The sequence below is a fragment of the Lysobacter sp. Soil_N_23 genome, from assembly GCF_057656135.1.
This window is the reverse complement of record NZ_JBDGKY010000021.1, coordinates 46,272-58,132: the sequence shown is the minus strand read 5'-3', so window position 1 is coordinate 58,132 and position 11,861 is coordinate 46,272. Positions and strand designations below refer to the sequence as shown.

Genomic DNA, 11,861 nt, shown 5'->3' with positions numbered 1-11,861 from the left:
ACGCGTGGCCCAGCTATGTCGATACGTCCCGGTTCGAGCTTCGTCGACTTCATCCCGCCGCAGGTGCGCGCGCGGTTGAAGGACCTGCGCCTGACCTCGCGACGCGCGGTCGGTTTGCAGGGCATCGGCCTGCACCACAGCCGCAGTCGCGGCGCCGGACTGGAGTTCGCCCAGTACCGCGCCTACGAACCCGGCGACGAGTTGCGCCAGGTCGACTGGAAGCTGTACGCACGCTCCGACCGCTTCTTCGTCCGCGAGGCCGAGCGAGAAAGTCCGCTCGCGGTGTGGTTGCTGGTCGATGCCACCGCGTCGATGGCACAGGAAGACGCGGCCCGACCCGGATGGTCGCGCCTGTCGGCCGCGAAGGGACTGGCCGCATGCGTCGCCGAACTGGCGCTGCGCCAGGGTGACCGCTTCGGCTTGGCCGTGCTGCACGGCGACGGTGTGCGCGTCCTCGCCCCGGGAAGCGGCCTGCGCCAGCGCGACCGCTTCATGCTCGAACTGCAACGCGTCGACGCGGGCGGCACCTGGCCGTCGGCGGAACGCCTGCGTCCGTTGTGGGAGCGCATCGGCGCCGGTGACCTGGTCGTGCTGCTCAGCGATGCCTTCGACGAAGGTGCGCTGGAAGTGGTGACGCGATTGGCCGCCGCACGCCGCGAGGTTGCCGCCATCCAGATCCTGACCGCCGAGGAGCGCGACTTCCCGTTCCGCGGGGGCCATGTATTCCGCGAGCCCGAAACCGGCGAGGAGCTGCGCGGCGACGGTGTCGCGATGCGCGATGACTTCCTGCGACGCTTCGAGACCGCACGTCGCGAACTCGACGCGCGCCTGGATGCCAGTGGCATCCGCCATGCGCGCTACGTGCTCGACCAGGCGCTGGACCTGCCGCTGCGGCGCCTGTTCGGTTCCCGCGACGCCGCGGAGTACGCATGAGCCTGGCGTTCCTGCTGCCCGCCGGCCTGGCTGCGCTCGCGGCGCTGCTGTTGCCGCTGCTGATCCATCTGGCGCGACGCAGCGAGCAGCGGCCGATCCAGTTCGCCGCACTGCGCTGGTTGCGGCAGAAGCCCAAGCCACGTCACCGCATCCGTTTCGACGAATGGCTGCTGCTGGCGCTGCGGCTGTTGTTGCTGATGGCGCTGGCGCTGCTGCTGGCGCGGCCGGTGCTGGTCGGCGGTGCAAGCGATGCCCCATGGATTGCGGTGGCACCCGGCGTGGACCTGAAGCAGGCGCGCGAGGTGCAGGCGCCCGAGAACGCCCGATGGCATTGGCTGACGCCAGGGTTCCCGTCGCTGGACGAGCCCGCGTCAACGGCGTCTGCGCCGGTGACCAGTCTGCTGCGCGAGCTCGACGCCGAACTGCCCGCGGGCGCCTCGCTGACCGTGCTGGTGCCGGAACAGTTGACCGGTGTCGATGCGCAACTGCCGTCGTTGAGTCATCGAATTGATTGGCGTGTGGTGCCGGGAACGATGGCAGCCGGATCTGCGCCGATAGCGGCGGCATTCACACCAAGCATCCGCTACGCACCGCAGCGCGAAGCAGCGATGCGTTACCTGCGCGCCGCACAGGCGGCGTGGAAGGGAGACAGTGCGAGCACGACGGCGGCAACGTCGATCAAGCCTTGTCTTGTCATCCCGAGCGCAGCGAGGGATCTGCTTTCCTCGGCGCAGCAACAGGTCCCTCGCTGCGCTCGGGACGACAGAGGACTTGCCCGGCAGTTGATCTGGCTGGCGCCCGGGCCATTGCCCGCCGCAATCGACGCGTGGGTGCGCGAAGGCGGTGCCGCTCTGCTCGACCACGACACCACGCTTGCCAACCTGCCGGCCACGACGGTGTTGTGGCGCGATGCCGCTGGTGCCCCGCTGGTCGAAGGCACGGCGTATGGCAAAGGCCGCGTGATGCGCTTCACCCGCGAGCTCGCACCGCAGGCCATGCCGGCGCTGCTGGAGCCCGACTTTCCGCAGCAACTGCGTGCATTGTTCGACCCACCAAAGGCGGCACCGACGCGCGTGCTCGCCTCCATGCATGAACCGCTGACCGGCGGCCCGGTGTTCCCGCAGTCGCCGCGCGACCTGCAGCCGTGGCTGGTGCTGCTGATCGCGCTGTTGTTCCTGGGCGAACGCTGGCTTGCCACCGGCGCCCGCCGGGCGGTGGCGCCATGAGCGCGATGACGGTCCTGCAACGCACGTTGCAACAAGCGCGCGGGCGTCGCGGCCTCGACGCCGCATTGCGCTGCCTGCCGTGGTTGCTGGTCGCTCTCGTACTGGCCTGGCGCTTTGGCGGAACTGCCGCAGCCGTGGCGGTGCTGGTCATCGCGGCCGCGGCAACGGCGGCATTCGCCGTCCATCGCGCACGCACGCTCGACACGCGCTGGCTGGTCCGCGAACTCGATGCCCGTCGCGCCGACATGGACGACAGCACCGACCTGCTGTTCGCGCCGACCGCTGCCATGATCGGCCTGGAACGCCTGCAACTGGGTCGCCTGCAACAACGCATCGAGAACGCGCCGCCGCCGGACCTGCGCCCGCGCTGGTCGACGCGGGTACACGCGACCGGCACCGGCGCTGCCATCGTCGCGATCGCAGTGATCCTGCTTTGGCCTGCACGCCCGGGCGCGACCTTCGACGACGTGCTGTCCAGCGTCGGCGCCGCTCCCGCCGCACTGACGCAGACGCGCATCGTCCAGCAACGCCTGCAGATCACACCGCCCGGCTACACGCGACAGCCCGCGCGCGACGACGCTACCCTCGACGCCAAGGCGCCGCAGGGCACGCGCCTGCAATGGACGATCCGCTTCGCGCCGCAGCCGACATCGGCGGAACTGGTCTTCCACGACGGCCGGCACCTCAAGCTCAGCCGCGAAGGCGACGACTGGCGCGGCAATGACGTGCTCGCCCGCTCGGCGCTGTACCGCATCGTCGTGCACGATGCGCCACCGCTGCAGCCGGCGACTCTGCACCGTCTCGACGCGATTCCCGACCGCGCTCCGCAACTGCGCGTGCTCGAGCCCGACCGCAGCCTGAGCCTGATGACGCTGGGACAGCGCAGCTGGCCGCTGGCGTTCGAGGGCAGCGACGACTACGGCGTCGCCTCCACCGCGACGCTGCGCATCACCCTGGCGCAGGGCAGCGGCGAGAACATCACCTTCCGCGAGCAGTCGATGACCATCGGCGGCAGCGGCAGTGCGACCGTCAAGCGCTTTGCCCATCGGCTGGATCTGGCAGCGCTCGGCCTGGCCGCCGGCGACGACCTGATCGTGCAGCTGAGCGTCAACGACAACCGAATCCCGACCGCGCAATCGGCGCGCAGCGCCAGCCTGATCCTGCGCTGGCCATCCGACCTGGGCACCGAGACCACCGGCCTGGAAGGCATGGTCAAGAAGGTGCTGCCGGCGTACTTCCGCAGCCAGCGCCAGATCATCATCGACGCCGAGGCGCTGCTGAAGGAAAAGCGCAGGCTCGAAGCAGACCGCTACGTGAAGCGCAGCGACGAGATCGGCGTCGACCAGCGCATCCTGCGATTGCGCTATGGCCAGTTCCTCGGCGAAGAGGCCGAGGGCGAACCCAAGCCGCCGCCGACCAACGATGCCGACGACACGCACGACGCCGACGAAAGCGCCGCGGCGCCGGCCGACGAGCATGGCCACGCCGAAGCGGGCGGGGCAGGCAAGTTCGGCGAGGAAGGCGCGGTGCTCGAAGAGTACGGCCACACCCACGACCACGCCGAAGCGGCAACGCTGCTCGATCCGGAGACGCGCAAGCTTCTCAAGTCGGCGCTCGACGAGATGTGGCAGTCGGAAGGGCATCTGCGCCAAGGCCACCCGGAGCTCGCCCTGCCGTACGCCTACCGCGCGCTGCGTTTCATCAAGCAGGTGCAGCAGGCCACGCGCATCTACCTGGCCCGGGTCGGCCCGGAGTTGCCGCCGATCGACGAGAGCCGCCGCATGAGCGGTGATCGCGCCGGGCTGGCGCGTCGCGACGACGCGCTGGTGGCGGCCGACATCACCGACCCGACGCTGGCGGCGCTGTGGAGTTCGCTGGATGCATCGCAAGTTCCAGCCGCGCCGATCGACTTCACGGCGCTCGAGCGCTGGCTGCGCGAGCACGAAGCACGCCTGGCCGATCCGCTCGCCTTCGTCGCCGCGATCGAGGCGCTACGCGCAGATCCGGACTGTGCGACGTGCCGTGCCGACCTGCGTGCATTGCTGTGGCCGCTGCTGCCGCGCCCGGCCACGGCCGTGCCACGGCGCAATGCCGGTGACGCCGCGGGAAGACGCTATCTGGAAGCGTTGCGCCAGGAGGAACCGAAGTGACCGCGCCCGCCTTCAACCTGCCGCTGCTGGTGGCCGTGCTGCTCGCTATTGCGGTGGTGGTCGCGTCCGCGCGATTGCTGCACCGGCAGTGGCGCGCGCAGCCGGGGCAACGCTCGCGCGGGTGGCGCCTGGCCTTGCTGCTGCTGGCGCAACCCGTGTGCGCGATGTTGCTGTACTTCGCGCTGGTGCCGCCTTCGCTGCCGGGTGAAGCCGGGACGCTGGTCGTCGCCACCGCAGGGGCGACGACGGCGCAACCGGGTGAGGGCCGTGGCGGTGAGGCGTTTGTCGCTTTGCCCGAAGCGCCGCCGCTGGCTGATGTCGAACGCGTTCCCGATCTCGCCACGGCGCTGCGCCAGCACCCGGGCACGCAGCGCGTGCGCATCGTCGGCGCAGGTCTTGAGGCCCGCGATCGCGATTCCGTCCGCGGCCTGGCACTGGAGTTCACCGCCAATGCGTTGCCACGCGGGCTGGTCGAACTGCAGGCGCCACGCCAAGTGGTCGCTGGTTCTGAGTTCGCCGTCGCCGGGCGCGCACACGATCTGCGTAGCGGCTCGGCCGAACTGCTCGATCCGGGTCGCCGCCGCGTCGATCGCGTCGCACTGCCGGCCGATGGGCGCTTCACGCTGACCGCGAGCCCGCGCGTTGCAGGCACAGCGAGCTTCACGATCCGTTTGCGCGATGCGCGGCAAGCCATCGTCGAAGACGTCGAATTGCCCCTCCAGGCAACTGCCGCAACCCCACCGCGCTTGTTGTTGATGGCCGGTGCGCCGGGTCCCGAGGTGAAGTACCTGCGCCGCTGGGCGCGTGACGCCGGGCTGGCCCTGCAGACCCAGGTCTCGGTCGGCGGCGGCATGCAAGTGGGTGATGCGCCGATCGCGATCAACGCCGCCAACCTCGGCCGCTTCGACCTGGTGATCCTGGACGAACGCGCCTGGTCCGCACTGGGCGACAACCAGCGCGCCGCGCTCACCGAGGCGATCAACAACGGCCTCGGTGTCGTGTTGCGCGTGACCGCCGCACCGTCGCCAGGGGAACGTCGCCGCTTGCAGGCGCTCGGGTTCGCGGTTGCCGGCGGCAGCGATTCGGCAACGGTGAAGCTGGCGCCCATCGCACTCGACGAGGACACCACCCGCGCACGCATCGGGCCCGGCACGCCGGATGCACCTAGGCTGCACGACGCGGCATTGCCCGACCTTCCTGCGCTGACGCGACGCGACCTGCGCATCCAGCCCGGCGACGCGGTGCCGCTGCTGCGCGACGACACCGGCACCTGGATGGGTGCATGGCGTGTACAAGGGCGCGGACGGATTGCGCTGTGGACGCTGACCGACAGCTACCGTCTGGTGCTGGCCGGTCGCGACGACCTGCACGGCGAAATGTGGAGCACCGCGCTTGCGACGATCGGTCGCGCGCAGGCTCGAAACAACCTTGTGATCGAAGGCGCGCCGCGCCAGCACGAACGCATCGCACTGTGCGCCGTCGGCGCTGCTGCAAACGTGAGGACGCCGGCTGGCGACATCGTCGCGCTGCTGCGCGACCCGGCTACCGGCCAGCGAAACTGCGCGGCGTTCTGGCCGCGCCATGCCGGCTGGCACCAGCTGCGATCCGGCGAGCAGTCGCTGTCGTTCTTCGTACGCGCACCGGCGGCCGCGCGGGGCCTGCGTGCAGGTGACACGCGCGATGCCACCTCGCGCCTGGCTGCGGGTTCCGTCGCCAATGCTGCCGCAGCGGGCTCGGTCCCGGGTCACCCCGGCGAGCGCTGGCCGTGGTGGCTGGCGTGGCTGCTGGCGAGCGCCGCCACGTGGTGGCTGGAGCGCTCGCGCTTCGGGCAACGCTGATCAAGCCCTGTTCTGTCATCCCGAGCGAAGCGAGGGATCTGCTTTCCGCGGCGAAACAGCGGGTCCCTCGCTGCGCTCGGGACGACATTCCCTACTTCGACTTGCCGTCATACTGATGGACCGAGATGGCGGCGAGGTCGATGTCCTCCAGACAACGCAGGTTGATCGCGGCGATGGGGTTGCCCTTCGGGTCGGTGCCTTCGCCATAGGGATGGATGCCGCACACCGGGCAGAAGCGGTGCTTGATCGCGTGCTTGTTGAACAGGTAGGTGCTCGCCGCATCCTCGGGCGTCTTCAGCCGCATCTGGTCGCGCGGAACGAACCAGAGCAGCGACCCCTTGCGGCCGCACATGGAACAATTGCAGGACAGGCCGCTGTCGATGGTGCCTTCCACCTCGAACGCGACGCGGCCGCAATGGCAGCTTCCCTCGTACTTCATCCTGGTGTCTCCGAAAGCGTGGACGACGAATTGTCACCGCTGGGGGTTGGAGCCCTTGTTCACGCTGCCAGCGCTGGTACCAGAAGCACGTCGTCAACTGCTGCTAGCACCAGATATGATTGTTGCGTAGTGCGCATGACGTTCGAGTTCAAAGACGGGAACGCCAACGTCCTGGATTATGAGGACTATCACTAATGGCTATGCACAATCCTCCCCATCCTGGTGAGTTCATCACCGACATCTACCTTGAGCCCAACGGCATTAGCGGTCGTGAGCTGGCTGAAAAGCTCGATGTGGCGGCATCCACCCTCAGCCGTGTCCTCAAGGGAGCGAGCCGCATCACGCCGGAGATGGCGCTGCGCCTGTCCAAGGCGATTGGCCGCTCTCCCGAGAGCTGGCTTGCCATGCAAGACGCTTATGATCTTTGGGTCGCACGCCGGCACGTCAACTTGCAGCGGGTTGGCAAACTCAAGCTGGCCGCGGCCTGACAGCTGATGGCGATTACCTGTTGGGGCGGTGCCCGTAACTGAGCACCCGGGTGATCTGCCACTTGCCGTCGTTGTTGTTCCACACGATCAGGAAGTCAGCCAGGCCCTCGCACTTGCCTGTGTCGAACTGGCAGAAGCGATGCGAGCCCTGCTCGATGGCGCCGAAATCCTTGATCGGATAGACCTTGAGCGTGCCCGGCACCAGCTCGCGACGGAAATGCCCGCAAACGTACTTCTCCGTGTTGGCGAGCATCTCCTGCCGCGACCAGGTGACGCCGCCGGTGTCGTGGTAGAACTCGACATCGGGGGTGAAGTAACCGGCGTGCTTGAGCAGTTGCCCGGGCTCGCTGCAGGTGTTGAACGCAGAAAACACCGCGGTATCCAGTGCCGAGATGCTGGCGAACAACGGATCTGCGGCTGCGCTGTCTGGCCCGGAAGCGAACGACGCCCCCGCAGCGGCAATAGCAACCAGGGCGGCGATCAGCGGAATCGGCTTCTTCATGCGGGTCTCTGCGGAGGTGGGGGGTGGTGGATGGCAGTGACGCCATCGCCAAGGTACTCCGGTGACGTCGCAACCGAGAACCTGACGACAGCCTCGGCGCAGAGGCCCGGTGCGGCCTGGAGCAGCAGATGCGGTCCGGCAATGTCGACCACCGAAGCCTGGGGAATCGTCGCAACGATACCGTCGGCGGCGGCCCCGGAAATCAGACGATCTCCGGTAGCGCGCAGATACAGGACCGGAACCTTGATCGTCTCCAGGCAGCCTGAGCAGTCGACCCGCAGAGCCGCCTCAGCCCTGGCCCTCAGCACGCGGGGCGACACTGACGCCAAGGCAACCCGCAGCGAGGACCGCAGGTCGGGCGTGGCCCAATCTCCCAACAGCAACCATGACAGAACAGACTCCGGGATGCGCCGGACCGGTGCGAGCGCGGACAAGTGCGCGAGTGGCGCCGGCCAAGGGACCGGCCGACGCGAGAAGGATGTCGAGAGAACCAGACCGATCAACCCGTCCGGTGGGTTGGAGGCAATCGACAAGGCAATGGGACCAGAGAACGATTCTCCCAGCAGGACGAACGGGGCGTCGATCGGCAACTCGCGTCGAGCGAAAGCTTCAAGCTCCCGATAACCAAGAGGTTGGTCGCACGGATAGTGGATCACCCGTACCGACGAGAAGTGAGGGCGAGTTGCATCGGCGAAATCCGATAGCAGCGTTGCAGTGCCATCCAGGCCGGGAAGTACGACCAGGCAGGTGTTCATGCGGGAGCGGCCGCCGAGTTGGCCCCGGCGATTGCAGGCGGCACCGTTTCATCGACCGTATCGCTCACCATCCCCCAACGTGCGAACTCGCCCTGGAACTCCGCGAGCGACAACAGCCCGGTAGCGGTGAAAGCGCCGGCCGGCATGGCGGCGCCGGCGGCCAGCTTGCGGGCCAGCACGATCGCGGGCATGCACGGAATCTCTGGGCCATGATCGTTGTGGGCGGCGATGTGCCAGGCCCGGCGGGCAGGGCGGCCGCGCTCATCGAGGCCTTCGACGCGGACGACCATCCCGCCCAAGGCCGTGCCCAGGGCGTCGAAAGCAACAGCGGCGCGATTCAACAGGCCGGCCCATCGCTCGGGCCGCCGCAGCAGGCCACGGGCACGCAGCGCCGCCAGCACCGCAAATGCCCGCTGCGTGATCCCGACTTCGAGCGCGGCCCGGAACATAACGCGGTCGCGCACGGCGTAGTGCGAGGGAAAGAGTTCGAGGTCGGGGATGTCGCACAGGGCGCCGATGCGCGGGCGCATGCGCAGGAAGTCCACACGCTCCGGACTGGCCCAGCCCGGCGCCTGGACCCACTCCCCGCCACGCCAGATCCGGATCGGCTCGCCGCAGTAGCTGAGCACCGCCGCGAGCGTCGCCTTGCCGCGCGGTGCGGTCTGCGCAGGCGCGATGCAGATGTCGATCGAATCGATTGCAGCCCATCCCGCGCACAGATGCTCGACTACCGCCGACGACAGCGCCGGAACGGTACTCGCGCCCGTGATGCCGATGCGCCCGGCCGCCTGGAACTGCGCATGCAGTGCCGCGGGAAAGTCGCAGACAAATCGTCGGCCATCGGCCAGGTCGATGTAGTGCGCGCCGGCTTCTGCGGCCGCGTGCGCGGCCGCGTACGACTGCTGCTGGAACGGCCCGGCCGCGTGCACGACCAGCCCGACATCCATCTGCCCGAGGGTTCGCGCGAAGTTCGGTGAGGTGAAGTCGACGGCCACCGCGCTGGCGGTGCCATCAAGCGTGTCGACGAGTTGCTGCGCCTGGGCGCGGTTGCGACCGGCTACCAGCAGCTCGATGGCCGGGTCGCCGGCGAGGGCACGGCAGATGCGCGCACCGAAGTTTCCATAGCCACCCAGAACCAGTGTTCTCATCGAGCCCCGCCCCAGCGCCTGAACCAGTGGCGACAGTCTACCCGCCGCGATCCGCTCCAGCCTGGCGCGCGCGGATCGCCGGAGCGCTCGGCCGAACGGGCTATGTCCTCCTGCCAATGGTGGCGCGCCGAAATCCCTCACAGACTCCCTTTCTGCACGGTGTGGCGCAGCACAGGGCGCGCGCGCCGGGGCAACGCGCTCGCCGGCGACACAGTCGAACGTGCATCCGCGTTGTTCCAGCTGTGCTGCTGGATCAACCGCGCATAGGAGCACTCCGTGTCCCCCTCACGACGCCATGGCCTGCTCGCGATCGCTCTGCTCGGCGCCGCACTTTCCGCGCAGTCGCAACCCGTCGCCGACGTACCGCGCAGCGAGCGCGTACCGACGGAGAATGCGCTCGAGCGGATGCAGGACACCGACACTGCATTGAGCCTGACCAGTGAAGGCACGGTCCTGTACAACCAGGACGAACTCAAGCTCGACGGCTACCAGTACTGCAGCCAGGCCGTTGCGCTGGCGGAGAACGGCGAGTTCCGCCGCAGCATCCGCGCGGCCAGCAAGGCGTTGCACGTCGGCCTGGAAACCTCCAACGACGACCTGATCGCCAAGTCCCATCGCGACCTGGCCATTGCCTACAGCTACGCGGGCAGCCTGGACAAGGCCGAGCAGTTTGCGCGCGAAGCACTCAAGCACACCGCAAAGGACCCGACGATGGTGGTCGGCCCGTCGTACAAGGTGATCGGCGACGTGCAGGCGCGCCAGGGCAAGTACAGCGAAGCCATCGCCAGCTACCAGACCGCCCTGGAAGGCAGCTCCGAGCGCTATCGCCCGCTCGTGCAGAGCTCGATGGTCAATGCACTCATCCTTTCCGGCGACCTCGCGCAGGCGCGCACGCAGCTCGCGGCGATTCCGGTGCCGGAGGAAGCGCCATTGCGCGCGCAGCTCGACCGGACGCAGGCGCGCCTGCTGCTGGCGGAGAATCAACCTGCCGAAGCACGCGCGATCTACACCACGCTCGCCCAGGCCAGCACCGGCAGCGATTCCGCCTACCAGCGCTTCTGGGCCTATGACGGCGTTGCCCGCAGCGACCTGCAGCTGGGCGACAAGGCCGCCGCGGCGCAGGCCTTTGGCCAGGCCATCGACAGCCTCGACGACGTCCGCGCCAGGTTCCGCAGCGAGGAGTTCAAGATGGGCCTGTTCTCGGACGTGCAGGACGTCTTCGAGGATGCGATCGACCTGAACTCACAGCTCGGAAACGCCGAGAGTGCCTTCGACTACAGCGAGCGCAGCCGTGCGCGCGCCCTGCTGGATCAGGTTCGCGAGCGCAGCAAAGTGCCGGCCCTGGCGAGTGCGACGGTGGACCTGCCGCAGCTGCAGAAGCAGCTGCGCAGCGACGAGCGCGTGGTCGAGTTCCACTCGCTGCCCGACAGGCTGCTGGCCTGGGTGGTCGCACCGGACGCCATCCGCGAAGTCGCCTATCCGCTGAAGCGGCATGAACTCGACGCGCTGGTGGAAGCGTTCCGCGATGCCGTCATCAATGGCCGGCGCAGCGCGGTCGACGGTGCCGCGCAGCTGGGTGCATTGCTGATCGACCCGCTGCAGCTGCAGGACGGGCAGCGCCTGGTCATCGTGCCGCACGGACCGTTGCACTACCTGCCGTTCCAGGCCCTGCGCAGCAATGGCCGCTATCTGATCGAGCGCCACGCCCTGGCCGTGGTGCCGTCGATGAGCATTGCCTCGCAGCTGGCCAGCAGCGGAGCGAAGGTCGCGCCCAACCTGGTTGCGTTCGGCAATCCCGAGATCGGACCGGAGTACGCGCTGCCCGGTGCCGAGGCCGAGGTGAAGGCGCTGGCCGGGATGTTCCCGCAGTCGCGCGTGTACATGAACACCGAGGCCAGCAAGACGCAGTTCGTGCAGGTCGCATCACAGGCCAAGCTGCTGCACGTCGCCGCGCACGCCCAGGCCGACCGCGTGGATCCGCTGTACTCGAAGATCCTGCTCGCCAACGAGAACGGCCGGCAGAACTTCCTCGAAGCCCACGAGGTGATGAACCTCAAGCTCGACAACCTGGCGCTGATCACGCTGTCGGCGTGCGAGTCCGGGCTCGGCCAGGTCGGCAACGGCGACGAGATCCAGGGGTTCCCGCGTGCGTTCCTGTCGGCCGGTTCGTCGGTGATGATCATCTCGCTGTGGCCGGTCGCCGACGACGTCACCGCGACCCTGATGACCACGCTCTATGGCGAACTGGCCAAGGGCACCGACGTGATGCGCGCCATGCAGGTCGCGCAGCTGGCGGTACTGGAGAAGCAGGGCACTTCGCATCCCTTCTTCTGGGCACCGTTCAACGTCACAGGCAACTGGCGCCTGACGGTGGGAGGCTGA

General features: G+C 68.4%; 10 protein-coding genes. 6 read left to right on the top strand and 4 right to left on the bottom strand.

Annotation, left to right across the window (positions count from 1 at the left end):
• The first annotated feature begins 15 nt into the window (after window positions 1–15).
• Genes AC3A3X_RS14715 through AC3A3X_RS14700 form a run of 4 tightly spaced genes read left to right on the top strand, consistent with a single transcriptional unit; the run spans window position 16 to window position 6,147 of the window.
• The gene (locus AC3A3X_RS14715; protein ID WP_487583771.1) at window positions 16–933 is read left to right on the top strand and encodes a DUF58 domain-containing protein; all 918 of its coding nucleotides are present in this window, start codon (window positions 16–18) and stop codon (window positions 931–933) included.
• On the top strand, window positions 930–2,159 hold the full coding sequence (locus AC3A3X_RS14710) for a BatA domain-containing protein (RefSeq protein ID WP_487583770.1): 1,230 nt from the start codon (window positions 930–932) through the stop codon (window positions 2,157–2,159). The genes AC3A3X_RS14715 and AC3A3X_RS14710 overlap by 4 nt, the downstream gene beginning before the upstream one ends.
• A gap of 5 nt (window positions 2,160–2,164) precedes the next feature.
• Window positions 2,165–4,309 (top strand): hypothetical protein, encoded by a 2,145-nt coding sequence (locus AC3A3X_RS14705; RefSeq protein ID WP_487583785.1) that lies wholly within the window; start codon window positions 2,165–2,167, stop codon window positions 4,307–4,309.
• A complete protein-coding gene (locus AC3A3X_RS14700) occupies window positions 4,306–6,147 on the top strand; it encodes a hypothetical protein (protein ID WP_487583769.1) in 1,842 nt (613 codons plus the stop codon). The genes AC3A3X_RS14705 and AC3A3X_RS14700 overlap by 4 nt, the downstream gene beginning before the upstream one ends.
• Before the next feature lie 91 nt (window positions 6,148–6,238).
• Here AC3A3X_RS14700 and AC3A3X_RS14695 read toward each other — a convergent pair whose 3' ends face one another.
• A complete protein-coding gene (locus AC3A3X_RS14695) occupies window positions 6,239–6,586 on the bottom strand; it encodes a GFA family protein (RefSeq protein ID WP_487583768.1) in 348 nt (115 codons plus the stop codon).
• Between the two features lie 194 nt (window positions 6,587–6,780).
• Between AC3A3X_RS14695 and AC3A3X_RS14690 the strand changes: the two genes are divergently transcribed.
• Complete coding sequence (locus AC3A3X_RS14690; RefSeq protein ID WP_487583767.1) at window positions 6,781–7,074, top strand: HigA family addiction module antitoxin; 294 nt, start codon at window positions 6,781–6,783, stop codon at window positions 7,072–7,074.
• Between the two features lie 13 nt (window positions 7,075–7,087).
• Here AC3A3X_RS14690 and AC3A3X_RS14685 read toward each other — a convergent pair whose 3' ends face one another.
• Genes AC3A3X_RS14685 through AC3A3X_RS14675 form a run of 3 tightly spaced genes read right to left on the bottom strand, consistent with a single transcriptional unit; the run spans window position 7,088 to window position 9,479 of the window.
• A complete protein-coding gene (locus tag AC3A3X_RS14685) occupies window positions 7,088–7,576 on the bottom strand; it encodes a nuclear transport factor 2 family protein (protein WP_487583766.1) in 489 nt (162 codons plus the stop codon).
• Entirely contained in the window at window positions 7,573–8,331 is a 759-nt protein-coding gene (locus tag AC3A3X_RS14680) for an alpha/beta fold hydrolase (protein ID WP_487583765.1), read from the bottom strand. Before AC3A3X_RS14680 ends, AC3A3X_RS14685 begins: the two co-directional genes overlap by 4 nt.
• Window positions 8,328–9,479 (bottom strand): saccharopine dehydrogenase family protein, encoded by a 1,152-nt coding sequence (locus AC3A3X_RS14675; RefSeq protein ID WP_487583764.1) that lies wholly within the window; start codon window positions 9,477–9,479, stop codon window positions 8,328–8,330. The genes AC3A3X_RS14680 and AC3A3X_RS14675 overlap by 4 nt, the downstream gene beginning before the upstream one ends.
• Before the next feature lie 276 nt (window positions 9,480–9,755).
• Between AC3A3X_RS14675 and AC3A3X_RS14670 the strand changes: the two genes are divergently transcribed.
• Entirely contained in the window at window positions 9,756–11,861 is a 2,106-nt protein-coding gene (locus tag AC3A3X_RS14670; RefSeq protein ID WP_487583763.1) for a CHAT domain-containing protein, read from the top strand.